Origin of the sequence: Bradyrhizobium sp. 33ap4, assembly GCF_032654765.1 — a bacterium.
Classification (GTDB): domain Bacteria; phylum Pseudomonadota; class Alphaproteobacteria; order Rhizobiales; family Xanthobacteraceae; genus Bradyrhizobium; species Bradyrhizobium australafricanum.
In genome coordinates this window covers 1-24,833 of record NZ_JAUMTJ010000078.1, presented here as the reverse complement: position 1 = coordinate 24,833, position 24,833 = coordinate 1, and the positions used below count along the sequence as shown (strand labels likewise).

25 protein-coding genes and 1 pseudogene are annotated in these 24,833 nt (G+C 64.7%); 17 read left to right on the top strand and 9 right to left on the bottom strand.

The window, feature by feature from the left end:
- Positions 1-57: 57 nt before the first annotated feature.
- The gene (locus tag Q2M23_RS38510) at positions 58-537 is read right to left on the bottom strand and encodes a hypothetical protein (RefSeq protein ID WP_316398835.1); all 480 of its coding nucleotides are present in this window, start codon (positions 535-537) and stop codon (positions 58-60) included.
- Between the two features lie 235 nt (positions 538-772).
- Between Q2M23_RS38510 and Q2M23_RS38505 the strand changes: the two genes are divergently transcribed.
- The 5 genes from Q2M23_RS38505 (at position 773) to Q2M23_RS38485 (ending at position 6,394) form a co-directional block, all read left to right on the top strand.
- The gene (locus Q2M23_RS38505) at positions 773-1,837 is read left to right on the top strand and encodes an amidohydrolase family protein (protein WP_316398841.1); all 1,065 of its coding nucleotides are present in this window, start codon (positions 773-775) and stop codon (positions 1,835-1,837) included.
- A gap of 74 nt (positions 1,838-1,911) precedes the next feature.
- Complete coding sequence (locus Q2M23_RS38500) at positions 1,912-3,024, top strand: amidohydrolase family protein (protein WP_316398834.1); 1,113 nt, start codon at positions 1,912-1,914, stop codon at positions 3,022-3,024.
- 7 nt (positions 3,025-3,031) lie between these two features.
- Complete coding sequence (locus tag Q2M23_RS38495; protein ID WP_057017901.1) at positions 3,032-3,445, top strand: Rieske (2Fe-2S) protein; 414 nt, start codon at positions 3,032-3,034, stop codon at positions 3,443-3,445.
- Between the two features lie 197 nt (positions 3,446-3,642).
- Complete coding sequence (locus Q2M23_RS38490; RefSeq protein ID WP_229192412.1) at positions 3,643-4,257, top strand: glutathione S-transferase family protein; 615 nt, start codon at positions 3,643-3,645, stop codon at positions 4,255-4,257.
- 61 nt (positions 4,258-4,318) lie between these two features.
- Positions 4,319-6,394 (top strand): pyridoxamine 5'-phosphate oxidase family protein, encoded by a 2,076-nt coding sequence (locus Q2M23_RS38485; RefSeq protein WP_316398833.1) that lies wholly within the window; start codon positions 4,319-4,321, stop codon positions 6,392-6,394.
- A 279-nt stretch (positions 6,395-6,673) separates the two neighbouring features.
- Here Q2M23_RS38485 and Q2M23_RS38480 read toward each other — a convergent pair whose 3' ends face one another.
- Positions 6,674-7,030, bottom strand: a complete 357-nt coding sequence (locus Q2M23_RS38480; RefSeq protein ID WP_316398832.1) for a hypothetical protein — start codon at positions 7,028-7,030, stop codon at positions 6,674-6,676.
- A 142-nt stretch (positions 7,031-7,172) separates the two neighbouring features.
- The gene (locus Q2M23_RS38475) at positions 7,173-7,754 is read right to left on the bottom strand and encodes a TetR/AcrR family transcriptional regulator (protein ID WP_229192409.1); all 582 of its coding nucleotides are present in this window, start codon (positions 7,752-7,754) and stop codon (positions 7,173-7,175) included.
- A gap of 119 nt (positions 7,755-7,873) precedes the next feature.
- Here Q2M23_RS38475 and Q2M23_RS38470 point away from each other — a divergent pair, with 119 nt between their 5' ends.
- Positions 7,874-8,851: a zinc-dependent alcohol dehydrogenase family protein gene (locus Q2M23_RS38470; protein ID WP_316398831.1), complete on the top strand. Its 978-nt coding sequence runs from the start codon at positions 7,874-7,876 to the stop codon at positions 8,849-8,851.
- 68 nt (positions 8,852-8,919) lie between these two features.
- On the opposite strand, the gene Q2M23_RS38465 is transcribed toward Q2M23_RS38470, so the two are convergent.
- Positions 8,920-10,920 (bottom strand): hypothetical protein, encoded by a 2,001-nt coding sequence (locus Q2M23_RS38465; RefSeq protein ID WP_316398830.1) that lies wholly within the window; start codon positions 10,918-10,920, stop codon positions 8,920-8,922.
- 445 nt (positions 10,921-11,365) lie between these two features.
- Between Q2M23_RS38465 and Q2M23_RS38460 the strand changes: the two are divergent.
- Positions 11,366-12,177: pseudogene (locus tag Q2M23_RS38460) on the top strand (uridine kinase).
- A 13-nt stretch (positions 12,178-12,190) separates the two neighbouring features.
- A complete protein-coding gene (locus tag Q2M23_RS38455) occupies positions 12,191-13,015 on the top strand; it encodes a molybdenum storage protein subunit alpha (protein WP_316398829.1) in 825 nt (274 codons plus the stop codon).
- Between the two features lie 50 nt (positions 13,016-13,065).
- Here the strand turns inward: Q2M23_RS38455 and Q2M23_RS38450 are convergent, their stop codons facing one another.
- Positions 13,066-13,830: a hypothetical protein gene (locus Q2M23_RS38450; protein WP_316398828.1), complete on the bottom strand. Its 765-nt coding sequence runs from the start codon at positions 13,828-13,830 to the stop codon at positions 13,066-13,068.
- On the opposite strand from Q2M23_RS38450, the gene Q2M23_RS38445 reads away from it, so the two are divergent.
- Positions 13,817-14,017, top strand: coding sequence for a hypothetical protein (locus Q2M23_RS38445; RefSeq protein ID WP_316398827.1), 201 nt, complete (start codon positions 13,817-13,819; stop codon positions 14,015-14,017). The two genes, Q2M23_RS38450 and Q2M23_RS38445, sit on opposite strands and share 14 nt — an antisense overlap.
- Before the next feature lie 26 nt (positions 14,018-14,043).
- Here the strand turns inward: Q2M23_RS38445 and Q2M23_RS38440 are convergent, their stop codons facing one another.
- The 3 genes from Q2M23_RS38440 to Q2M23_RS38430 form a co-directional block, all read right to left on the bottom strand.
- Positions 14,044-15,177 (bottom strand): acyl-CoA desaturase, encoded by a 1,134-nt coding sequence (locus Q2M23_RS38440; protein ID WP_253590514.1) that lies wholly within the window; start codon positions 15,175-15,177, stop codon positions 14,044-14,046.
- 232 nt (positions 15,178-15,409) lie between these two features.
- Positions 15,410-15,619 carry a cold-shock protein gene (locus tag Q2M23_RS38435; protein WP_028341292.1) on the bottom strand — a complete coding sequence of 70 codons (210 nt, stop codon included), beginning with the start codon at positions 15,617-15,619 and terminating at the stop codon, positions 15,410-15,412.
- A 298-nt stretch (positions 15,620-15,917) separates the two neighbouring features.
- A complete protein-coding gene (locus Q2M23_RS38430) occupies positions 15,918-16,526 on the bottom strand; it encodes a TetR-like C-terminal domain-containing protein (RefSeq protein WP_316398826.1) in 609 nt (202 codons plus the stop codon).
- A gap of 112 nt (positions 16,527-16,638) precedes the next feature.
- On the opposite strand from Q2M23_RS38430, the gene Q2M23_RS38425 reads away from it, so the two are divergent.
- The 8 genes from Q2M23_RS38425 to Q2M23_RS38390 all read left to right on the top strand — a co-directional run bounded on the left by Q2M23_RS38425 (position 16,639) and on the right by Q2M23_RS38390 (position 23,532).
- Complete coding sequence (locus Q2M23_RS38425) at positions 16,639-17,334, top strand: PspA/IM30 family protein (RefSeq protein WP_316398825.1); 696 nt, start codon at positions 16,639-16,641, stop codon at positions 17,332-17,334.
- 83 nt (positions 17,335-17,417) lie between these two features.
- Positions 17,418-17,693, top strand: coding sequence for a YiaA/YiaB family inner membrane protein (locus Q2M23_RS38420; RefSeq protein WP_038384293.1), 276 nt, complete (start codon positions 17,418-17,420; stop codon positions 17,691-17,693).
- A 304-nt stretch (positions 17,694-17,997) separates the two neighbouring features.
- Complete coding sequence (locus Q2M23_RS38415) at positions 17,998-19,065, top strand: hypothetical protein (protein ID WP_316398824.1); 1,068 nt, start codon at positions 17,998-18,000, stop codon at positions 19,063-19,065.
- A complete protein-coding gene (locus Q2M23_RS38410; RefSeq protein ID WP_076827627.1) occupies positions 19,062-19,937 on the top strand; it encodes a HesA/MoeB/ThiF family protein in 876 nt (291 codons plus the stop codon). Before Q2M23_RS38415 ends, Q2M23_RS38410 begins: the two co-directional genes overlap by 4 nt.
- Complete coding sequence (locus Q2M23_RS38405; protein ID WP_076827625.1) at positions 19,934-21,133, top strand: hypothetical protein; 1,200 nt, start codon at positions 19,934-19,936, stop codon at positions 21,131-21,133. The genes Q2M23_RS38410 and Q2M23_RS38405 overlap by 4 nt, the downstream gene beginning before the upstream one ends.
- Positions 21,130-22,251, top strand: coding sequence for a GNAT family N-acetyltransferase (locus Q2M23_RS38400; RefSeq protein ID WP_316398823.1), 1,122 nt, complete (start codon positions 21,130-21,132; stop codon positions 22,249-22,251). Before Q2M23_RS38405 ends, Q2M23_RS38400 begins: the two co-directional genes overlap by 4 nt.
- A complete protein-coding gene (locus Q2M23_RS38395; RefSeq protein WP_316398822.1) occupies positions 22,248-23,243 on the top strand; it encodes a hypothetical protein in 996 nt (331 codons plus the stop codon). Before Q2M23_RS38400 ends, Q2M23_RS38395 begins: the two co-directional genes overlap by 4 nt.
- An 82-nt stretch (positions 23,244-23,325) precedes the next feature.
- Positions 23,326-23,532 carry a hypothetical protein gene (locus Q2M23_RS38390; RefSeq protein WP_024581255.1) on the top strand — a complete coding sequence of 69 codons (207 nt, stop codon included), beginning with the start codon at positions 23,326-23,328 and terminating at the stop codon, positions 23,530-23,532.
- Between the two features lie 278 nt (positions 23,533-23,810).
- On the opposite strand, the gene Q2M23_RS38385 is transcribed toward Q2M23_RS38390, so the two are convergent.
- Positions 23,811-24,662 (bottom strand): SDR family NAD(P)-dependent oxidoreductase, encoded by an 852-nt coding sequence (locus tag Q2M23_RS38385; RefSeq protein WP_076827619.1) that lies wholly within the window; start codon positions 24,660-24,662, stop codon positions 23,811-23,813.
- Positions 24,663-24,833: the final 171 nt, after the last annotated feature.

Below are 24,833 nucleotides of genomic sequence, written 5' to 3'. Positions count from 1 at the left end.
AAGAAGGAGAGGGAGTGCAGCGCCGGCGCAGTCGCTATTCGACCTCGTCTCGTAGCACTAGTTTCCCGGCTCGAAGCTGCAGTCGGCGCCGCCGCCGGCCTTGTCCTTGATCACCTTCGGATCCAGCGTGCAGGACAGTTTCGACAGCGCCTCGTAGATCGTGCCCGCGGCGCCGTCGGGCGGCACGCCGGCCAGCGCCACGGTCGCGAACATTGCATTGGCTTCGCTGCCCTTCACGGTGTGGGTGTTGCCGCCGAAGGTCAGCGCGCAGGAACGCGAGGTGATGTCGACATTGCTGGCGCGGCAGACCACCTTGTCGGCGGTGACGATGATCTTGCTGGTATAGGAGACATTGCTGTCGCCGTTGAAGAATGCGGCGACCGCCTTCTTCTCCTTGGCCGGCAGCGGCGAGTAGGGCGCCACCACGCCGGCGAGCGCCAGCGCGACCGAGCCCGAGCTGGTCGCAGGCGCAGCCCATGTGGCCGACGAGGCCAGTGACAATGAACATGCGAGGATCGTCAGTCGGCCCAGTCCCATTCCCGTCTCCCGGTGCCCGCGCTTTCCGCGGCGCGGAATCGCTAGCATGTCGCGTGACTTCAAGGGGTGACGCCGTTCACACGCGATCCCGCAACTTCGCGTGAGGCGCGATGCGCACAGGGCAGGGCGGCCCCGCGTGGACCCGCTTGCACGATCGCGCCATCGGCGTCACAGTCCGATCCGTGGCAGCGATGCCGCCAACAACGACGACAAGAAGATCAATCCGGGGAACGCCATGGCGGCCACGCGTATCGACTGCGACATCCATCCCGCGGTGGGGGGAACGCGCACCACGCTGCTGCCCTATCTGAGCGATCACTGGAAGGAACAGGTCGTCAGCCGTGCCATCGACGGGCTCGACCTCAATTCCTATCCGCCGTCGATGCCGCTATCCGGCCGCGCCGACTGGCGGCCGGCCGACGGCAGCAAGCCCGGCAGCGATCTTGCCATGGTGCAGCGCGGCGCATTCGACCAGCTCGGCGCCAGCCACGCGATCTGCAACGTCGTCTATGGCGCGCAGGCGGTGTTCGATTCCTACATGGCCGCGGACTTCTGCAGGGCGATCAACGACTGGATCGCGGCCGAATGGCTTGCCAGGGACACGCGGCTGCGCGCCTCGATCGTGGTGCCGATCCAGGCGCCCGACCTTGCGGTCGAGGAGATCGAGCGCAGGGCCGGCGACAATCGCTTCGTTTCGGTGCTGGTGCCCTCGCAGGGCGAGACGCTGCTCGGCCGGCGGCATTACTGGCCGATCTATCAGGCCGCGGAGAAATACAAGCTTCCGATCGCGATCCACGCCGGCAGTGCCTACCGGGGCGCGCCGAGCTCGATCGGCTGGCCGTCCTACCGCTACGAATATTATCTCGCCGAGGCGCAGGCGTTTCAGGCGCAGACGTTGAGCCTGATCTATGAGGGCGTGTTCGGGAAGTATCCCGGATTGACCGTCGTGCTGATGGAGTCGGGCGTCAGCTGGCTGCCGGCGTTCATGTGGCGCGCCAACAAGACCTGGCGCGGCGTGCGCGTCGAGGTGCCGTGGGTGGAGCGCGAGCCCGCCGCGATCATCCGCGACCATTTCCGCGTCACCATGCAGCCGTTCGACGCGCCGCTGGACGCAACAGGTGTCGCCGACATCATCGATCAGATTGGCTCCGACAAGATGTTCCTGTTCGCATCCGACTATCCGCACTGGCAGTTCGACGGCGACGATCCGATCCCGCCGCATCTGCCGAAAAGCCTCGTCCAGCGGATGTGCGAAGACAACCCGATTGAAACGTTCCCGCGGTTGAAGCTGAATTCGTAATTCGCGCGCATGATCCGGAAAAGTGGGAGCCGGTTTTCCGACAAGATCATGCGCAAAACAAGAAGGAGGATCGCATGAGTGACGTCATCGACCGCCCGATGCTCGACCAGGAGAAGACCGCGGCGACGCGGCTGAAGATCATCGACTGCGACATCCATCCGAGCCTTCACGCGCACAGCGACCTCAACGAGTTCCTGCCGAAACGCTGGCAGCAGCATCTGAAGGAATATGGCAGTCATCTGCGCACGCCCTATATCGGCACCACGCCGTATCCGCGCTCCTCGCCGCTGATCGCGCGGCGCGATGCCTGGCCGCCGACCGGCGGCGTGCCCGGCTCCGACCTCGATTTCATGCGCAAGCAGCATCTCGATCCCTTCGACGTCGAGTTCGGGATCCTGCAGGTGCTCGATCTCTTCATCTTCTCGCAGCAGAATCTGGAATTCGGCGCCGCGATCCAGCGCGCCATCAACGACTGGCAACTGGCGTTCTGGGCGCATCGCGATCCCCGCCTGAAGGCCTCGATCCTGGTCGGGCAGGACGGCTCCGACCTCGGCCTCGCCGAGATCGAGCGCTGTGCCAAATCAGGCGAATACATCCAGATCAACGTCTCGCCGCGCGCCAATGAGCCGCTCGGCCGCCGCCGCTACTGGCCGATCTATGAACGCGCGCAGGAGCTCGACCTGCCGCTCGGCATCCATGTCGGCGGCTATGGCGGCCATGCGCCGACCGGCGGCGGCTGGCCGTCCTATTATTGCGAGGAGCACCAGTCGAACGCGCACACGGTGGCGTCGAACCTCACCAGCCTGGTGCTGGAAGGCGTTCCGGAGCGCTTCCCGAAACTGAAGATCGTGTTCATCGAGGGCGGCTTCGGCTGGATCCCCGCGACGATGTGGCGGATGGATCAGCACTTCGAACGCTTCCGCAGCGAGGTGCCGCATCTGAAGCGCCGACCGAGCGAATATGTGAAGGAGCATTTCTGGTTCACGACCCAGCCGATCGACGAACCGGATGAAGCCAGGCACCTGCGGCAGCTGATCGAATGGGCCGGCATCGACCGGCTGTTGTTCTCGTCGGACTATCCGCATTGGGACTATGACGACGCGCGCTACGCCTTCAAGACGCCGATGACGGACGCCGAGCGTCGCAAGATCTTCAATGCCAACGCCCGCGCGGTTTACAAATTCTAGGACACAGATGACCCGTCACATCGTCGCGCGCACCAGTGAGATTCCGGCCGGCGGCAACAAGGTGTTCGGCATCGAGGGCCGCGACATCGTCGTGTTCCATGTCAATGGCGAGTTCTTCGCGCTGCTCAATCGCTGCCCGCATGAAGGCGCGCCGCTGGAGAAGGCGGCCTGCGTCGCGCGCCTGACCTCGCCGGAGCCCGGCATCTATCAGCGCGACCGGGTCGGCGAGATGCTGCGCTGTCCGTGGCACGGCTGGGAATTCGACATGCGCAACGGGCAGTCCTGGTTCGATCCGAAGCGGTTCAGGATCCGCTCCTATCCGGTCGCGGTCGAAAGCGGCGCCGAGTTGCAGAAGGGGCCGTATGTCGCCGAGACTTTCCCGGTGCACATCGAAGACAGTTACGTGATCGTTGAGGTCTAGCCGGCGCGTTGGCGCAGGTCACGCGACCGTGCGCGTCGCCGCGGACCTCGTCATGCCCCGGATAAGCCCGGCCATGAAGGATATTGCAGTTTTTGCAATAATGAAGTGCCGTCGACGGCAATTATAATGACCGCTGCAATGGGCCACCTTGAGGTCGCGGTCGGGAATGAACCCGTCCACCACATCAGGAACGGCATATGAAGCTCTATCACTTCGCTCTCTCCGGCCACGCGCATCGCGCGCGCCTGTTTTTGTCCCTGCTGGAAATTCCGCACGAACTGGTCGACGTCGACCTCAAGTCCGCCGCGCAGAAGCGGCCGGAATATCTCGCGCTCAACCCGTTCGGCCAGGTGCCGGTGCTCGACGATGACGGCGTAATCATCCCGGACTCCAACGCGATCCTGGTCTATCTCGCGACCAAGCTCGGCCGCACCGATTGGCTGCCGCAGGATGCAAGGGGCGCTGCCGCGGTCCAGCGCTGGCTGTCGGTTGCTGCCGGCGATCTTGCGTTTGGGCCCGCTGCGGCGCGGCTCATCACCGTGTTCGGCGCGAAGCACAATCCGGACGACGTGATCGCGCGGGCGCATGTTCTGCTGAAGCGGCTCGAAGCCCATCTCGCCGGGCGCGACTGGCTGGTCGGCGCGGCGCCGACGATCGCAGACGTTGCGCTCTACAGCTATCTGTCCAGCGCGCCCGAAGGCAATGTCGATCTCTCCGCCTATGCGCGCGTCAACGCGTGGCTGCGCCGGATCGAGGCGCTGCCGGGCTTCGTGGCCTTCGCCAAGACCCCAGTCGGTCTGGCGGCCGCGTGACCTGCTGACCGGGCGTGCCGTCGGGCGCGCCCGTCCAACCCCCGAAGGGGAGGGCGATACGATGAGCGACAGACGAACCAAGAGCAAGCTCGCGACCTGGCATGCCGGCGAAAAGGCGATCCAGCAGCAGGTTGGTGTCGCCGAGAAGATGGAGGCCGTCGGCCAGCGTGTGGTGCGCGACTTCATGCCCGACCAGCATCGCGATTTCTTCGCGCAGATTCCCTTCATCGTCGTCGGCAGCGTGGACCGAAGCGGCGACGCCTGGGCCTCGCTGCTGGCCGGCCGGCCGGGCTTCATCTCCTCGCCGACGCCGCGCAGCCTCGAGATCGATGCGCGGCCTGACGCCAGCGATCCCGTCAGCGAAGGCATGCGCGCGGGCGATGCGATCGGACTGCTCGGAATCGAACTGCACACGCGGCGCCGCAACCGTGCGAACGGGCTGCTGCGCGCGGCATCAGGCAAGGCGCTCAGCTTCGAGCTCGATCAGAGCTTTGGCAATTGCGCGCAGTATATCCAGCTGCGCGATTTCGCCTTCGTGTGCGCGCCGGACGAACCGTTCACGGGAGAGATCGAGGCAAGCACGGCGCTCGATCAGGCCGCGCGCGACATGATCAGGGCGGCCGACACGTTCTTCGTGGCGTCCTATGCCGAGCGTGAGGACCGTCGTCAGGTCGACGTCTCGCATCGCGGCGGCCGGGCGGGCTTCGTCCGCGTCGCCGACGACGGCACGCTGACGATTCCCGATTTCGCCGGCAATCTGTTCTTCAACACGCTCGGCAACATCCTCGTCAACGGCAAGGCCGGGCTGGTGTTTGTCGATTTCGAAACCGGCGACCTGCTGCAGCTGAGCGGTGACGCTGAGGTGATGCTGGACTCGCCGGAGATCGCGGCGTTTCAGGGTGCCGAGCGGCTGTGGAGCTTCCGTGCCCGCCGCGTGGTGCGCCGGCGCGGCGCGCTGCCGCTGCGCTGGGCGTTTCGGGCCGAAGGCTGGTCGCCGAATTCGCTGATGACCGGCGACTGGGGGGAGACCGCCGACCGAATCCGCGCCGCCGAGCGCGCGACGCAGTGGCGGCCGTTCAAGGTCACTGGGATCGTCGACGAGAGCCGATCGATCCGCTCGTTTCATTTGCAGCCGGACGACGGCGCGGGGTTGCTTCCGCACCGGGCGGGACAGCATTTGCCGATCGGTCTCTCGTTGCCCGGTATCGACAAGCCAGTCATCCGCACCTACACGCTGTCGGTTGCGCCGTCGGATGGCATGTACCGGATCAGCGTGAAGCGCGACGGTGTCGTATCGCAGCATCTCCACGATACCATCCATGTCGGCGACATCATCGAAGCGCGCGCTCCGGCTGGCGGCTTCACGATCGATGCGCGCGAGAAGCGGCCCGCGGTGCTGCTCGCCGGCGGTGTCGGCATCACGCCGCTGCTCGCGATGCTGCGCCACGTGGTCTATGAGGGGCTGCGCACCCGCGGCATCCGGCCGACATTCCTGTTTCAGGCTGCGCATGCGAAACAGGACCGCGCGTTCGGCGACGAATTGCAGCAGCTGGTGGATGCCGCCGGCGGCGCGGTGCGGATCGTCCGCGTCCTCGGCGATGTCGACGGCGCCGAGCAGGGCACAGACTACGACGCGGCGGGACGGATCGACATGGCGCTGTTGTCGCGCGTCCTGCCGTTCAACGACTATGACTTCTATCTGTGCGGACCGCCGCGGTTCACCCAATCGCTCTATGACGCCCTGCGCGGCTACAACATTGCCGACGGCAGGATTCACGCCGAAGCATTCGGTCCTTCATCGCTGGTTCGGAAGCCCGACCTCGTCACCGCAGCGCCGCCGCGGCGACCGCCGGCGACAACGCCGGTCCCGGTCGCCTTTACCACTTCGTTGAAGGAGGCGCGCTGGACGCCGGAGGCGGGGACGCTGCTCGAACTGGCGGAAGCGCGCAGCCTTAGCCCCGCCTTCAGCTGCCGGGAGGGCAATTGCGGAACCTGCCGAACGCGATTGCTGGCAGGCGCCGTGACCTATGTGAAGCAGCCCGCCGCCGAGGTAGCCGATGACGAGGTGCTGATCTGCTGCGCCGTGCCGGCGAAGCCGGAGGCCAACGGCGAGGACCGGATCCAGCTGGATCTCTGATCAGCTGTGCCGCAGGACGCCGGCCTGCGCAGCTTGGTCGCCGAAGGCATGATGAGATTAGATTGAATGGCAATCGCAAGGTGGCGCGCCCCTCTCCCGCTTGCGTGGGAGGGCTGGGGTGGGGGCTCTCTCCGCGAGTCACGCTGCCGAGAGAGCCCCCACCCGCATCGCATATTCGATGCGATGCGACCTAAGAGCGAGCTTCGCTCGTCTCGACCCCGCAAGCGGGAGAGGTGTAGTCAGCGCGTTGCGAGATCGATTGAACCTAACTCATGGTGTTTAGCCCATGCTGCCCGGCATGAAGCAGCGTGGCCTCGGGTGCCCGTCCAGATAATACGGCCAGACCATGGTGCGGCCGGCACGGTTCGGTCCGGCGACGACGGCCTCGTCGGGAACATCGACCCACTCGCCTTCGAGCCGGACGCGATAGTGGCCGTCCTTGGTGTCCCAATCGGCGTCATCGACACGCTTCGCGTCGCTGCCGTCGCAGCAGGGGCCCTTGACGGTGCGCAGGCTCTCATACCAGGCGTTCAATTCGGGATGCCCGTGATCATGGGCCTGCACCGGCGCGATCGCCGGCTTCGCCAGCAGGGCGGTGACTAGAACGATTGCCGCACGCCAAAACCGTTTGTTCATCTGATCCCCAAAATCCGGAAAGCCCATGACAGCCAGCCCGGAGATGGTCATCGAGATCAGGACATCAATCAGATGATAATCGTCATATAATCACAATCGTGAGAGCGCGCGGGGGCTGCCGGGAGGCCGGGTGCCGACAAACTCAGGCGAGCAGGCTCATCACCTGATCGATCACGGCCTTCACCTGCTTCGAATCCGGCCTCTGGTGCGCGAGCGCCAGCAGTCCGGCATGCACCACCATGATGGTGTGGGCGGTGACGTCAGGGTCAAAGTCCTTCCTGAACTGGGCGCGATCGGTGCGCAGCCGCGCGCGCAGCAGCTCTTCAAGCCGCCGGTTGTAGCGCTCGATGCTCTTGCGGAGCTCGACCTGGTCGAGCGAGCCGTCGGTCGCGGAATTGATCGACAGGCAGCCGCGCTGTCCCTTCTCGCCCGAGCAATAGGGAATGAAGCCGGTAAGCCACTGCCTGATGACGTCCCGCGCGGGCCCCGGCTGCGCCAGCACGCGCTCGGCCCAGCCGAGGATGCCGTCGTGATAGCGGTCCAGCACCTTCAGGAACAACGCGTTCTTGTCGCCGAACGCCGCATAGAGGCTGGGTTTCGCGACGCCGCTTGCCGCCGTGATGTCGTCGAGCGAAGTCGCCTGAAAGCCCTTCTGCCAGAACATCTGGCGGGCGATTTCCAGGACATCGTCCGGATCGAAGCTGCGCGGCCTTGCCATATCCATCTTTTATGTACTCCCGCGTCGGATGTGAAGCCTTCACCTTGCTGTGAAGGCAGGTCCGGCTATTGACGCAATCCATATTCTGTACTTAGAAGTACACAACGAAATCGGGAGATCACGCCATGAAAGCGGTTCAGGTCGTTGCGTTCGGACGTGCAGCGGACGTGGTCAAGCTCAACGAGGTGCCGGACGTCGGCAGCCCCGGCCCCGACGAGATCGTGGTCGCGGTTGAGGCTGCGCCGATCAACAATTCGGATTTCATGATCATCGCCGGGCGCTACGGCTATCTGCCGTCACCGCCGGCCACGCTCGGGATCGAGGGCGTCGGGCGGGTTGTTGCCGCCGGATCGCAGGTGAGGAATCTGAAGGAGGGCGACCGCACGCTGATTCCCTTCACGGTCCCGACCTGGACCGAGCGGGTCAAATTCACCGCATCATGGCAGCGTGCGCTGCCTGACAATGCCGATGTCCAGCAACTGTCCATGATCGGGGTCAATCCGGCCACCGCCTATCTCTTGCTGACCGATTTCGTGAAAGTGCCGCCCGGCGGCTGGGTAATCCAGAACGGCGCCAATTCGGCGACGGCGCGCGCGGTGATCGCCATCGCCAAGTCGCTCGGGCTCAAGACCGTCAACATCGTCCGCCGCGAGGACGTCGTGGACGAGGTCAAGTCGGTCGGCGGCGATATCGTGCTGCTCGACGGGCCGGATCTCGCCAAGCGCGTCGCCAGGGAAACGGGTGGGGCGCCGATCCAGCCGGCGCTCGACATGGTCGGCGGCTCATCCGCCTTGAACCTGATGAACTCCCTCGCGCCAAAAGGAGTGCTCGTCATCTACAGCGCGATGAGCGGACAGCCGTTCTCCGGCTCGGCCTTGAGCGTGATCTTCAACGAGGTGTCGGTGCGCGGCTTCTGGCTCGGTCATTGGGGCAAGACTGCGACGGACGAAGCGTTGGCCGGAATGTACGACCATCTGGTGCCGATGGTCGCATCGGGTGCGATCAGCGCGCCGGTGGTCGGCACCTATCGCCTGGAGGATTTTTCACAGGCGATCGCGCAGGCGGCGGCATTCAAGGGCAAGGTGATCTTCACGCCAAGTTAGGTCGTACCCCCCGATATTCGCCGGCGCGACACGCCGGCGCATGTCCGCACGACGTCACGCCGGGGCAGCTAGACGATGGTCGAGAGCGTGAACGCGTGCCACGCACTCCAGTCAATACCATCATAGGCGCGCACATACATCGTCTCACTGCCGGTGGTGGCGCCGCCACGCATCCAGATATCATCGAGGTCGGCGGCATTGACGTCGATCACGGTGCTGGCTGCCCAATGGGAATTCGCAGAGGTCCAGAAATAGCCGCTGTTGGCGTTGCCGCCGCCATCCCAAAACTGATAGGCGGCCGCGGGATTCGCGTCAGCGTCAGCATAGGACACCAGGTTGCCGACCTGGCTCCACTCGTTGACATGCAAGGTCTGATTGCTGATCGAGGCATCGGGTGCGTGGTTTGCCAGGCTGGTCACGGTGAAGCTGTCCCAGGCACTCCAGCTCGTTCCGTCGAAAGCGCGCACAAACATGGAATCGGTACCGGCCGCGGTGCCACCTCGCACCCATACATTGGCGAGGTCGGACGCCGAGACGTCGATGACCGTGCTGGACGCCCAGTGTGAATTGTCGGGCGTCCAGAAATAGGCGCTGGTCGCAGCCCCGCCACCGTCCCAGAACTGGTATTGGGTGATTGCATCGCCGTCAGTGTCGGATGCCGTCGTCCAGTTGACGAGCTGCGCCCACTGCGCGGCGTTCAGCGTTTGATCGTTGATCGTCGCGGTCGGAGCCGTATTGGTCGACGTCAGATTAAAGCTGTCCCAATTGCTCCAGGCGATACCGTCGAATGCCCTTACCCACATCGTCTCGGAACCGGTCGTCGAGCCGCCCTTGATCCACACATTGGCCAGATCGGATGCTGAAACGTCGATCGTCGTGTTGGCAGGCCAGTGGGAATTGTCGGGTGTCCAGAAATAGGCGCTGGTCGCGCCCGCGCCGGCGTCCCAGAATTGGTATTTGGTGATCGTGTCACCTTCGGCATCGGTCGCAGTGAGCCAGCCTTGCGGTTTGACCCATTGATTGACGTGCAGCGACTGGTCGTTGATGGTCGCGACGGGGACCGTGTTTGGCGTCGACGTCACGGTGAATGTGTCCCAGGAGCTCCACTCCGTTCCGTCGAATCCCCTTACCCACATCGTCTCGGAACCGGTTGTCGAGCCGCCATGGATCCAGACATTGGCGAGGTCCGCAGCCGAAACGTCTATCGTCGTGTTGGCAGCCCAGTGGGAATTGTCGGGTGTCCAGAAATAGGCGCTGGTGGCGGCGGTGCCGCTATCCCAGAACTGGTACTTCGTGATCGCATCGCCATTGGCATCGGTCTTGGTCAACCAGTTGTCGACGGTGACCCATTGATCGATATGTATGGAATGATCACCGGCTGTCACGACGGGCGGAGTATTGGCCGACGTCAGCGTGAAGCTGTCCCAGTTGCTCCAGTCTGTTCCGTCGAACGCTCTGATCCAGAACGTCTCGGCACCGGTTGTCGAGCCACCCTTGATCCAGACATCGGCCAGGTCGGCGGCCGCCACTTCGATCGTCGTGTTGGCAGCCCAATGATCATTGGTGGAAGTCCAGAAATAGGCGCTTGTTGCGGAGGTGCCGCTGTCCCAGAATTGATATTTGGTGGCTGCATCCCCGTTGGCATCGGAGTAGGTCAGCCAATTCTTGGCTTGCGTCCATGTATTGGTGTGCAGCTGCACGTCGGGGACCGTGACGACCGGCGCAGTGTTTGGAATCGTCGTGAGCGTGAAAGACGTCCAGTTACCCCAATCGGTCCCGTCGAAAGCGCGTACCCACAGTGTCTCGGTGCCGCCGACCGCACCAGCACGCACCCACACGTCGGAGAGGTCAGAGGCCGAAACTTCGATCGTCGTGTTGGCGGCCCAATGGTCGTTGGTGGAAGTCCAGAAATAGGCGCTGTTCGCAGCTGTGCCGCCGTCCCAGAACTGAAATTTCTGCGCGGGATTGCCGTCGGAGTCGGCATAGGTGAGCCATGGCTGTATTTTTTGCCACTGATTGTACAACAGGCTGTGGTTACCAATCGTGACGACCGGTGCGGAATTGGCCATGGTTTGCTTCCTCGTGGGGTGCGCCGGTCGAGACCGGCTAATTTCCAAGGTGCAAGGCAATCAATTTTGGCCCGTGAGGCGGGCCAGGCTGAGATTAGTATCGTCCGGCTGAGATCAGCGCATTCCGAAGAAATCGTTAATATCAAATTCAGGATCGCAGAATTTCAATGCAGCATCTATGGTGGGTGTCACACCCATCAGTCGAGTCGCGTGCGGCAAAACGTCATAGGTATCCCGTTCCGAACGGCCTCGCAGCGGGTGTCGCGACACGCACTCGCCGGTGCCATTCGCGATGGTCTATCCCCGCCGTTGCGGCTTGAGACGCGCCAGGCTTGCCGTTAGCCGTGCAATTCGAACACGGGTCTTTGCGAGACACCGGTGGAGACATCGAACATCGCGGGCCGATGGAAGCAATGCCAGGCGCATTGGAGAAAGGACGTTTCTCATGGCGAATACGACGGCGGAGCTTGAAGCGCTGCTGATGCAGCGATCGTTGACCGATCCGCAGCTTCTGGCGACGGCGGAGGCGGCATCGGACTTCCGGATCCTGCCGGATGCCACCGTGATCAAGATCGGCGGGCAAAGCGTCATCGACCGCGGCCGCGCCGCCGTCTACCCGCTGGTCGATGAGATCGTCGCGGCCCGCAAGGCGCACAAGATCCTGATCGGGACCGGCGCGGGCACCCGCGCCCGGCACCTCTATTCGATCGCGGCCGGGCTGCGGCTGCCGGCCGGCGTGTGTCGCAGCTCGGCGCCTCGGTCGCCGACCAGAACGCGGTGATGCTGGGCCAGCTGCTCGCCAAGCACGGCATCTCCGCGGTCAGCGGCGCCGGGCTTTCGGCCGTGCCGCTTTATCTCGCCGAGGTGAACGCCGTGATCTTCAGCGGCATGCCGCCCTACGGCCTCTGGATGCGGCCGGCAGCCGAGGGCATGATCCCGCCCTATCGCACCGATGCCGGATGCTTCCTGGTCGCCGAACAGTTCGGCTGCAAGGCGATGATCTATGTGAAGGACGAGAACGGCCTCTACACCGCGAACCCCAAGACTTCGAAGGGCGCGACCTTCATCCCGAAAATCTCGGTCGCCGAGATGAAGGCCAAGGGGTTGCAGGATTCGATCCTCGAATTCCCGGTGCTCGATCTGCTCGCCACCGCGCGCCATGTCCAGCAGGTGCAGGTCGTCAATGGCCTCGTCCCCGGCAACCTCACCCGTGCGCTTGCGGGCGAGCATGTCGGCACCATCATCACCGCGAACTGAGCAGGGACCGACCATGGATGACACCATCAAGCACGTCGCCTCGCCGCTCGCGCGCCAGACCCTGCTCGACAGCGATCTCACCCGTCCCGTTGCCGGCGGCCGCCCGATCCCGCTGCTGCCCTGGGTGCAGGTGGTGAAGATCGGCGGCCGCTCCATCATGGATCGCGGCCACGAGGCGATCCTGCCGATCGTCGCCGAGTTGCGTTCGCTGCTGCCCGAGCACCGCCTGCTGATCCTGACCGGCGCCGGCATCCGCGCCCGTCATCTCTACAGCGTCGGCCTCGATCTCGGCCTGCCGGTCGGCTCGCTCGCGCCGCTCGCGGCGAGCGAAGCCGGCCAAAACGGCCACATCCTGGCCTGCCTGCTCGCGCCGGAGGGCGTGTCCTATATCGAGCATCCGACCATCGCGAGCCAGCTTGCGATCCATCTCTCCGCGGCCCGCGCCGTGGTGGGCAGCGCGTTTCCGCCCTATCACCATCATGAATTCCCGGTCTCGCGCATCCCGTTGCATCGCGCCGACACCGGTGCGTTCCTGATCGCCGATGCGCTCGGTGCCGCCGGCCTGACGATCGTCGAGGATGTCGACGGCGTCTACACCGACGATCCGAATGGTCCCGAGGGGAAGAAGGCGCAGCTGCTGCGCGAGGCCAGCCTCGCCGACCTCGCCAAGCTGAAGGGCACGCTGCCGTTCGATCCCGCGCTGCTCGAGGTGATGGCCAATGCGCGGCATATCGAGCGGGTGCAGGTCGTGAACGGCCTCGTTCCCGGCCGGCTCGCGGCGGCGCTGCGTGGCCAGCATGTCGGATCGATCATCCGCACCGGCGCGCGGCCGGCCTGATACCGATGTAATGCTCGCGCGTCGCGTTTAGGCGGCGCGCGACCGAGGGACTACTTGATCGTCGCGTGCACGGTGATGACCGAGGTGCCGGATGCCTTCGGCCCCTGGCCCGTTGCCTTGATGGCAAAGGTGTCGCTGCCCTTGTACTTGGCCTTCGCCCTGTATTCGAAGGTCGATGCGTTGATCTTCTTCAGCTTGCCGTAGGCCGGCTTCTGCGAGATCGCGGAGTCCGTCACCGTGCCGCGGATCCCGATCGGGATCTGGCAGCTTTGGCCCGAGGCGACGTCGATATCGCCGCTCGAATTCTCGCCCCAATCCGCCAATGTCATCGACATCGAACATTCCGGCACGGGCTGCGCCGAAGATGCCGGCGTGACATTTAATGCAAAGATGAGCGCCAGGGCGGCGATCCCCGACGCCCGCGTCGTGACGATACTCGTTTTCATGCAAGGCCCACTGCTGAAGGTTCTCGCAGGAATCCTGCAACGTGGGAGCAGGGGTGGCAAGGGCTTCGCCTCGCCCGCGCGACATGTGTTGAAATGCTTGGGCGCTTGTTGCGTCGTTGAAGCGCCCCCATAGTCACCGCAGCCTTGATCTGAATGGGGCAAAGGCGCGCGTGACAGGGAAGGGTTCCAATGGCTGAAAGCAGCGACGGTCAGGCAAAAGCTCAACAAGCCGGATTCGCCGGCGTCACCCGCAGGACCCTTGAGCGTCTCGCTTTGCCCGGCGATGATCGCGAGCTTGTCGTTGCCGAGGTGACCTATCCGCCCGGCGGGGTCGCCCCGCTGCATCGGCATCCCATTGGCGGCCTTCATCGTCGAAGGCGTTGCCGAGTCCGCGTATGACGACGAGGCGCCGCGCCAGTATCGGGCGGGCGAGACCTTGCAGGATCGCCCTGACGTTCCGCACACGCTGTTTCGCAATTGCGATCCGGAACGGCCGCTGCGCTTCCTGACGATCTACGCGCTCGAGCCCGGGCGCGCCTACGCGACGGAGCCGTGAGGTCGGGAAAAGGCCAAGGCAAAATGTTACGGTTGGCTCACCTGAGGTTTCGGGCTTGCGCCGGCCATCCGAGGTGGAACCGCGAGCAGGAGGCAAACCGACTCCACCAGGAGTTCATGCGCACGGTCGACAATGTCGTCCAACGAACTTGTCTTCGCGAACATGGCCTGGGCTTCAGCCAACAACCGGTCGCGCGTTGGTATGCTGGGCAGATGCAAGTCGGCGCGATGCTGTAACAGAACAAGCGCTTCCCGCACCGACAATCCGGTTTCGTGGACCGACGATTTGATGGCCTGCGCGATGTACTCGGGATTGAAGCGACCAGCGAGTTGTTCAGCCGTTCGCTTTATCACACGCGATCCCAAGCGCTGCTCGTTGCGGAGAACCAGCGTGGGCGGCGCCTTCAGATCCCAGACAATACCGAGCAAGGACAAAGTCACCAAAACATAATAGGTCACATCAATCTCCCACCACCGGAAGCCTTGCCGCGCACTGCTTTGGTAGGCGTGATGATTGTTGTGCCAACCCTCACCCATCGTAAACAGAGCCAGCAGCCAATTGTTGCGGGAGTCATCGCCCGTAACGTACCGCTTGCGCCCGTGAACATGCGCGAGGGAGTTGATGCAAAACGTGGCGTGATACAGCAGCACGGTGCTCCAGAAGAAACCGACCACGAGCCCTGGCCATCCGGCGATGAGGAAGCACAGACCTGCGACCACGATCGCCGGCAAGACCTCCAATCTGTGAAGCCACATCAACTCCGGATACGAGGCAAAATCCGCAACTTTCGTCAGATCAGTTGCATCGTGCTGTCGATAAAAAATCCACCCGAGATGACTGTGCACGAAGCCCTTATGCCCCGGCGAATGCACATCTTGCTCGGTATCCGAATGAAGATGGTGATGTCGATGTTTCGCGGCCCACCAAAGGACGCTTTTCTGAGCGCTGCTTTGGGCGAGGAATGCGAGGATGAATTGAAACGCCCTGCTCGTTGAGTAGGCCCGATGCGAGAAGTACCGATGATAGCCGGCGGTGATCGCAAACATGCGCAGCCAATACAGAGCGACGCAAATTGCGGTCGCTTGCCATGAGACGCCCGTCCAGATCGCCGCCAGACACCCTGCGTGGACCAGCAGAAACGGGAGGACCTGCGGGTACATGATGTCGTCGTGCTGCCGAGCTGGATCGATATTGGTGGACACGCTCGCGACCTCAGCTGCTTCGATGCGCGGGCCGTTTCGCCGGCAGACGGTTCAAGTCCTGGTCCTGGCGGGCATTGCGCGCGGTGTTGACAAAGAGAACCCCGCGGCCGGGTGACCGGTCGCGGGGTCGCGTAACCAGAGGCTTTGCCAGTTCATCCGTGGTCAAAGCAGCATGGCCGATTGTCGCAGCTTACACCGCGCGCAGATTGTCCGCAGCAGATTTGCCGGTCCGGCGGTCTGCAACGATCTCAAAAGAGACCTTCTGTCCCTCGTTGAGGGTGCTCATGCCGGCGCGTTCGACTGCGCTGATATGAACGAAAACGTCCTGGCCGCCCTGGTCCGGCTGAATGAAGCCGAAACCCTTCTGGCTGTTGAACCACTTCACAGTTCCCATGCTCATGGAAAATCGTCCTATAGATACGTGTTTGGAGCCGCACTCACGAGTGCAGCGGGCGAATTCGAAGTTCAGGGGGTGAGGGTCGTCAGTCAGGCACGCTATCAGCGGCGAGGCCAAGTCGTTCGGCCGAAACTCGATCCACGGTAAATAGCTACGGTTCGGTCATTCCGCAAGTGGCTTTCTCCCCTTTCTGACCTCGGCCGCTGCGTCCCCCTGGGGCAACGGCTGCAATTCACGGTGCTCTGCGGCAACTTTGCTTGACCGGATGGCGGGGACATCGTGCGGTTTGGGGCCACGCGGTCTATTCCTTCTTCGCCGTCAGCCCGTCGACCATCGCGCGCGTCAATGTTGCGATCTCGCTGCGCAGCGCGCCGATCGGCACCGCGATCAGCTTGTGCTCCAGCCCGAGCGCGACCATGCCATGCACGGCGGAGAACAGGCTGCGCGCGGTGACGCCGAGCTGCGCCGGCGAACGCTGCGGAAACAGCGCGGCGAGCGGCTTGTAGATGTGGCGGAACAATTCCATCTGCTCGGCGATTGCCCATTCCGGCACCGGCTTGCCGGGCTGCATGCGATGCTCGAACAGCGCGCGCCACAGTTCGAGATTGTCGGCGGCGAAATCGCAATAGGCGACCGCGATCCGCACCAGCATCTCGCGCGGCGCGGCAGCCCCGCCGATCTCGGCCAGCGACAGCGACGCATCGAGCCGCGCCAGCGTGCGCGAGCCGACGCGCAGGATCAGCTCGTCGACATCCTCGACCAGATTGTAGACGCCGCCATTGGCGACCCCGATTTCCTGGGCCAGTTCGCGGGTTTTCAGGCCACCGAGACCCTTTGCCGCAATCGCCCGTTCCGCCGCCTCGATCAGCGCTTCCCGCAGTTTTGCACGTCGTTCCAATGCCTTGGACATCTTTGATCCTTCGTTAACCATTGTCTTGAGCGTTGCTCAAATAATTCTTGAGCAATGCTCATTATGTGGTACAAGAGATTCATGAGCGATGCTCATAACAGGGAGCGATGAAATGTTCAAAACTGTTTTCACTCTTTTCCGCGGCACCGTTGCGGTGGCCGAAGAGGAACTTCAAGACCGCACCGCGCTGGTCATCCTCGACCAGCAGATGCGCGATGCCGCCGCCGCCGTCGACCGCTCGAAGCGGACCCTGGCGCTGGCGATCGCCGGCGACCAGCAGGAGGGCCGGCGGCTCGACGCCACCAACGCCCGGATCGCCGATCTCGAGGTGCGCGCGTCGGCGGCACTCGAGGGCGGCCGGGAAGACCTCGCCCGCGAAGCCGCGCAGGCGATCGCCAATCTCGAAGCCGAGCGCGACGCCGCGATGACCGCACGCGCGCTGTTTGCCTCCGAGATCACCCGGCTGAAGCGCCATGTCGGCAACGCCGAGGCGCGCATCGCCGAGCTCGACCGCGGCCGCCGGCTGGCCCGCGCATCGGAAGCGGTGCGTTCGCTGCGCCGGAGCGGCATCGAGGCGGCGCGCCCCTACGAGTCGACGCTGCCGGAAGCGGAGGCGACGCTGAAGCGGCTGCGCGAGCGGCAGATGGAGATCCAGGCCGCCGACGAGGCGTTGATCGAGATCGACGCCGCCTCGGGACCATCAGCCACCGCCGAGAAGCTCGCCGAGCAGGGTTTTGGCCCGCGCATGAAATCGACCGCCGACGACGTGCTGGCGCGGCTGAAAGCCAAGGGCCCGCCAGCAGCCTGAAATCCCAAGCCTGAAACCTCAAGCCTGAACTTCAAGTCTGAAACCAAGCCAATTTCAAACCATCTATCATCAAGGAGACGACCATGAACCAGACCATCCAACCCCACAGCGGCAGCTGGGTTACCTTCACCTACGCGTCCTTCGCGGCTTCCGCCTTCCTCGTCGCCGTCGGCGTGTTCTTCCTGCCGATCGACCTTTGGATGAAGGGCTATCTCACGATGGGCATCGTGATGCTGATCCAGACCTGCGTCACGCTGACCAAGACGGTGCGCGACAATTACGAGAGCAGCAAGTTCGTCAACCGCATCGAGGACGCCAAGGCGGAGCGCCTGCTGATGGAGGTCTCCAAGGCAGGGTGAGCCGAAGTCAAGTCGAAGCGGCGGGTGGTTTCTCACCCGCCGCTTTTGTCGTTCCGGGGACTTGGCCGACCCCGCCGTCATTGCGAGCGCAGCGAAGCAATCCATTCTTCCGCGTATGCCGAGCGATGGATTGCTTCGTCGCTATCGCTCCTCGCAATGACGGTGTGGATAGGCCGCCGACCGCTTACGGCCAACTTGTTCCGTTTCCGGAAGGCCTTGTTTACCGTGCGGCAAACAGCGTCAGGTTGCGCTCATGGCTCCTTAACAGGGGCGAGTGCAGAGATCGCGCCCGAGGGACAGAGAAATGGCGTCCACGGACAATCCCACGCCGGCTTCGCGCGGCAGCAAGAACCTTGGCAAGAGTCTTGGCAAGGCGCGCGCCGCCTTTGACGGTCTGCGCAGCCATGGCGGCTTCTGGCTGAAGGCGCTGTCGCAGCCGACCATCGATCTCAGCTTGCGCACCCAGGCCGGCCAACGCACCCGCATCGTCGAATCGCCCGGTCTGTCGCTGCCGAGGGACGAGCTCGACGCGCTGGTCGAGCAGCTGCGCATCGTCGCCGCCAAGACGCTGCCCGAGGAGAGCCTGACCTACGGCATCTTCTCCGGTGAACCCGAGCGGCTGTCGCGCGCCGTCGTCACGCTGATCTCGGAGGAAGACACCGGGCGGCCGATCGCCTTCAACGCGCTGTCGGTGATGGACGTGCCGCTCGACGGCGAGCCGGCCGAGGTCACCCACCTCGGCCTCGTCATGGTCGATCCCGATGTGCGCGGCCAGGGGCTGTCCTGGGTGCTTTACGGCCTGACCGCGCTGGTGCTGTTCGCCCGCGACGGGCTGCGGCCGAAATGGATTTCCAACGTCACCCAGGTGCCGGCGGTGGCCGGCATGGTCAGCGACACGTTCTCGGACGTCTACCCGTCGCCGCTGCCGGGCGCGCGACAGAGCTTTGCGCACCTGCAACTCGCGCGCGGCATCATGGCAAGGCATCGCGCGGTGTTCGGCGTCGGCGAGGAGGCCGGCTTCGACGAGGCGCGCTCGGTCATCACCAACGCCTATACCGGCGGCTCGGACGCGCTGAAGAAGACCTTCGAGGTCGCCCCGAAGCACCGCAACGCAATCTACAACGAATTCTGCGAACGCGAGCTGGATTACGGCCGCGGCGACGACGTGCTGCAGCTCGGCCGCGTCGATCTTGCCGGCGCACGCCGCTATCTCATGAGCGAGGTGCCCTCGGGCTCGCTGCCGTCGCTGCTCGCGGCGTCCGCGATGCTGGCGCTGCAGCGGCTGGTGCTGCCGGTGGTCTACTGGATGGACGACAGCCGCGCCTTCGGCACGCTGCGTCCGCGCAAGCAGGATAACGGGGCCGCGCGATGAATTTCGACTACTATTCCTTCACCGGCCGCAATATCGGCTTCATCGACGAGCACGAGCAGCAGCTGCTGCGTCAGGCGCGGGTGTTCGTCTGCGGCGTCGGCGGCATGGGCGGCGCGGCCTTCATGGCGCTGGCGCGCGCCGGCGTCGGCAAATTCGTGATCGCCGACATCGACCGCTTCGAGGTCTCCAACCTCAACCGCCAGGTGTTCGCCTTCGCCGACGAGGTCGGGCGCGAGAAGGCGGCGGTTGCCGCCGAAGCCGCAAAACGGATCAATCCGACCATCGAGATCGAGGTGCTTGGCGAGAACTGGACCAGCGAGCTGGCCGGGATCGCCGCGCAGTGCCCGGTCATCGTCAACGGCATGGACGATATCGCCGCCGGCGTGCATCTGTACCGGACCGCGAAGCGCGCCGATGCAACGGTGATCGACGCCTATATGTCGCCGCTGCCGTCGGTGATCGTGGTGCGCCCGCACGATCCGCGGCCCGAGCAGCGCCTCGGCTTTCCGACGCTTGGCAAGGACTGGACCGAAATCACCGAGGACGACCGCCGCGCCGCGATGCGCGCCGAGATCGAGCACGTGATGCTGCACTCCTCGTCGCGCAACTATGTCGACCTCGCCATCGCCGGCGAAGTCGCCGCCGGCCGCCGCAGCCGGATGTCGTTTGCGCCGATGGTGATCTCGACCGGCATGCTGATGGCCTATGAGGCGGTCGCGCTGATCCTCGGCCGCACCTCCGGCACCGATTGTCGCGGCTGGTTTCTCAACCCGCACCGGCCCGCGATCGAGAAGCCGCGCAATGCGCTGGTCGCCGCCTTGATGCGTCCGCTGGTGCGGCGGGCCATCGATGAACTGACGGGCGGCAAATGACCTCCGGGGTGATCGCCGATTCCATCGTCAATCTGTGCGGCGCCATCGGGCTCGCCGTGGCGATGATGACGTTCTACCGGCGCGATCCGAGGAGCCCGTTGACGCGCCGCCTGCTGCTCGCGCTCGGCGTGATCGCGATTCTGTTCCTCGACCGCGGTCTTGCCTGGTGGACCGGAAGCCGCCTGCTCGACCGCCTCTCGGTGATCCCGGCCTCGCTGGTCCCGCTCGGCGCCCTGATCGTCACCGAAGGCATCCTGCGGCGCCACGCGCCGCGCGCGGTCAAGATCGCGGCGCTCGCGGGCGCCATCCTGCTCGGTCTCGGCGGCCTGTTCGGACTGCAACGGCTGGCGATGCCTTACGCGATCGCGCTGGCGCTGTTCCAGCTGCTGGGTTTCGCCACCTGCGCGCTGCTGTTGGCAACGCGCGATCGCGCCTCGCTGATGGCTGCGGAGAACCGCAGCATCGGCCGCATGGCGGTCGGCGCGCTGGTCGTGATCCCGTTCATCCTGACCGATTTCCGCACGCTGTTTCCCGATATCCCCGTGCGGCTCGGCGCGCTGGGCGCGCTGCTCACCGTGACCGTGATGCTGATCGCCGGCGGCGGCGCCGAGACGCGCCGGCACGGCCTTGCGATGATGGCGCTGCGGCTGATCTCGTCGGGCCTGCTAGGCCTCGCCGCTGCCTTCATGGCGCCCGACGTCGACGCCGCGCAGATGATCCGTTTCGTCGCGGTTGCGATCGCCGGCGTCCTGACCATCGGGTTGATGACGGACGCGCTGCGGGCGCTGTTCGAATCGCAGGAGCCGGGCGTGCTCAACTCAGTCGCGGCATCGCCGGCGCAGACAAGGGAGCAGTTGATCGCCGAGCTGGCGCGGCACCCGATCTTCGAAAGCGCGCGGCGCTTCCGCGAGAACGAGCTTGCGCTCTACGATCCGCCGCTGCTGCACGACTTCCTGTCGACACGGCGTGTGCTGCGGCGGTCCGACGCGCCGTGGGGACTGGCGCCGACCGATCCCGCGGCCGAGCGCATCGTGTCGCTGATCGCAGCCAACAACGCCTCCCATGTCATCGTGCTCGGACACGATCCGCTCGACCTGATCGTGCTCGCGGTGCCCGTCACCGCGGCCGACCCCGCCACTGAGACCGCGCTGGCGCTGGTGCGCCGGCTGCTGGCGTTGACCCCGGAGGCCAAATGACATCAGAGATCCGCGAGGGTGACCGCAGGGCGGCATTCGACGCCGCGCTCAACGCTTATGGGCCCGACAGCCTCTACGTGCCGCCGCTGTGGAGCGATTTCGACCGGATGTTCGATCCGGCGAAGAATCCGTTCGTCACCGAAGGCCACGGCCGCTATGCGCTATTTTCAGCGCATCGCGATGGACGGCCGGTCGGCCGCATCGCCGCCTCGATCCACGACGCGTCCAACCGCAAGCACGGCACCCGCCATGGTGCATTCGGCTTCTTCGATTGCATCGACGACGTCGAGGTGGCCGATGCGCTGCTGCGCGCCGCCGAGCAATGGCTGTCGGCGCGCGGCATGAGCCGCGTCACCGGCAACTTCAACCTCACGGCGATGCAGCAGATCGGCGTGATGACCGACGGGTTCGACCATGCGCCGTTCACCGACATGATGTGGTCGCCGCCGCACATCGCAAAGCATCTCGAACGCGCCGGCTACGCCGCGACCTTCCCGATGACGACGTTCGAGATCGCCCTCGACGGCGGCAAGCCGGAGCAACTGCTCGGCGACAAGCAGCGCGCCGTGCTCGCTGACCCGGATTTCGTCTGGCAGCCGATCAAGCGTTCCGCCTTCAAGGTGCGGCTGGAGGACGCGCGGCTGATCCTCAATGACGGCTTTGCCGACAATCCGATGTTCGTGCCGCCGACCGCCGCCGAATATCTGTTCCAGGCCGGCGACATGATGTGGATCATCGACAAGCGGATTTCGACCGTGGTCTATCACCGCGGCCGGCCCGCCGGCGCGATCATCGCGATCCCTGACCTCAATCCGCTGATCAAGGCGATCGACGGCCGGGTCGGGCTGTCAGCGCCGTTCAAATTCGTGCGGCACCGCGTGATGAACAGGCGCGCGGTGCTGATCTATCAGTCGGTCTGCCGCGACCTGCACAATCGCGGTCTCAACGGCGCGATGCTCTACCGCACCGCGCTGGCGTTGCAGGAGGCGGGCTACCGCACGCTGGGCGGCACTTGGATCGCCGATATCAACGGTCCGTCGCTGCGCCAGGTCGAGAAGGTCGGCGCACGGCCGCTGCACCGGCTGCATCTGTTCACCAAGCGGCTGGCCGCGGCATGAGCGAGCTGACACGGGATCTGCTGCGCGAGCTGGTCGCGGAGGCGCGGCTGGCGCCGAGCGTCCACAACATCCAGCCGACCCGCTGGCGCCTGCTCGGCGACGGGCGGCTGGCGCTGGTCGACGCGACCGGTGTGCGTGCGCCGGTCGCCGACCCCGCGGGGCATGACGTGCTGGTGTCGCACGGCGCGGCGCTGGAGGGCATGAGCCTCGCGCTCAACCGGCGTGGCTTCGCAATCACGGGCATGACCACGCTCGAGCAGCCGCTGTCGCCGCAACTCTCCGTGCTCTGCTCTTTTGCGATCAGGCAAGGAGCCGAGCCCGATCCGCTGGCGGACCTCGTGGCACGCCGCGTGTCGTGGCGCGGCAAGTTCGCGGCATCGCCGGACGATGCGGCGGCGCTGGCGCAGCTGGCCGCCGCGCGCGACGATGTGATCTGCATTGGCGATCGCCGGGCGATTGCCGATATCGCCGGTTGGGCCGACCGGGCCGAATTCTCCTTTGTCCGCGGTGACGACTACCGGGCCGAGCTGCTCGCATGGATGCGGCTGTCGCCCGGCCATCCGCACTATCTGCTCGATGGCCTCAACCGTGATGCGCTGGCCATGAATGTGGTCGAGGCCACCGCCGCGCGTTACGTGCTCGGCAGCCTGTTCAAGCCGCTCGATCGTCTCGGCCTCGCCGCGTCGTTGCTTGCCGACGGCGCCAAGACTGCGTCGGCATCGGCGATCGTGCTGTTTTGCCGTCCGCTCGGTGAGGATCCACTCACGACCGGACGCCATTTCTACCGCGCCTGGCTGGAGATCGATCGCGCCGGTTTCGCGGCGTGCCCGATTTCGGCGCTATCAGATCATCCTGACTTCAACGACCGGCTGCGAAAGCTCGGCAAAATTGGCGCCGATCTGCGCCTCGTCAATGTGTTCCGCATCGGCCGGCCGTCAAAACCGATCAAACCGCGGCATTTCCGGTTGCCGGTTGACCGGCTCATTGTCTGAAAATTAAGCTGCAATCCCCGCTGTCAAAACTTCACGCGGTCGTGCTATGACGCCGCCCGCTAACCAACGACCGGTGGAGATGATGTCGAAGCAATCGCTGCGCGAGGAGGCCGAACGCCTCATCCGCGAGACCATGGAAAAGCGGAACTTGGTCATCAAGCAGGGCACGACCCGGATCGAGGCCGTTTGCGGCAAATGCGGTGCGCCGAACCGGGTGCAGGCGGAAAAGGGCCAGTCCCGCGTCAAGTTCACCTGCAAGAACTGCGACCACAAGCAGGAAACGCTGTGAGCGGGGCCGCGCTCCCGTCATCCTGACAGAATGTGAATGTATTCAGCCGTCGTCCTGGCTTTCGCCAGGACGACGGCGTGCGGAGGCCGCTCGCTACAATTCTCGACGACGCTTCCACGTCATTGCGAGCCACCCGGTCGGCGCGAAGCGCCGCCGGATGACGGGCTTCCGCGAAGCAATCCATCCTTCCGCGTATGCGGTGCCATGGATTGCTTCGTCGCTTCAGCGCAAAATTGCTTTGCAATTTTGTCGCGAACTCCTCGCAATGACGGGTGGCCCTACCTCCCCTTCACGAACGCGGCGAAAGCATCGCCGTAATCCGGATGCCAGCGCGACAGCGGCGGGCGGTTCTCGACGATGTCGCCGGCGGCCCACAGGATGCGGCGTTCGTCGAGTGCGCGCGGCACGTCGTTGTCGGGGCAGAGGATATAGAAATCGCCGGCATCGAGGCGTTCGATCATGAAGTCGATGGTCTGCTCCGCTGTCCAGGCGCCGGCCGGCTTCTCGGTGCGGCCGCGCGCGGTCAGCCCGGTAAAGACGAAGCCGGGGATCAAGAGATGCGCCGATATCTTGCAGCCGGCGGTGTTGCGCAGCTCGTGCTGCAGCGCTTCGGTGAATGCCTTCACGCCGGCCTTGGAAACGTTGTAGGCGGGATCGCCCGGCGGCGTGGTGATGCCCTGCTTGGATCCGGTGTTGATGATCAATCCCGGCCGGCCGCGCTTGATCATGTTGGGCGCGAACGCCTGGGTGCCGTTGATCACGCCCCACAGATTGACGCCAAGGATGCGCTGCCAATTGTCCGCGGGCCCGAACATCGCACTGCCGGGCTGGATGCCGGCATTGTTCATCAGGATGTCGGTGCCGCCGAACTTTTTCGCGACCGCGGCCTCCAGGCTTGCGACCGCGTCGGCGCGGCTGACGTCGACAGCCGCCGTCATAATGTCATCAGCGCCGCCCGGCGCCGCAGATGACAGCTTTGTCGCAGCATCCTTCAGCCGGTCGTCGTCGAGGTCGGCGATGCAGACCTTCATGCCGGCCTGCGCGAACCGCAATGCGGCGGCAAGTCCGATGCCGGAGGCGCCGCCGGTGATCACGGCAACATGATTGGCTGATATCACGGGGTGGGGCATCTGCGGTCTCCGGACACATGTGTGGCTGAGGTGCGGTCGCTATCGTACCATGCACGCACGCGCATGGGAGGTTTTCGTGCGTGCCGCCCTGATCAACAAGTCGGAGGCCAAGCGGTCTTAGGAAGACAACTATAACACTCAACTCCTTGGCTCACAGAACGACATGGCTAC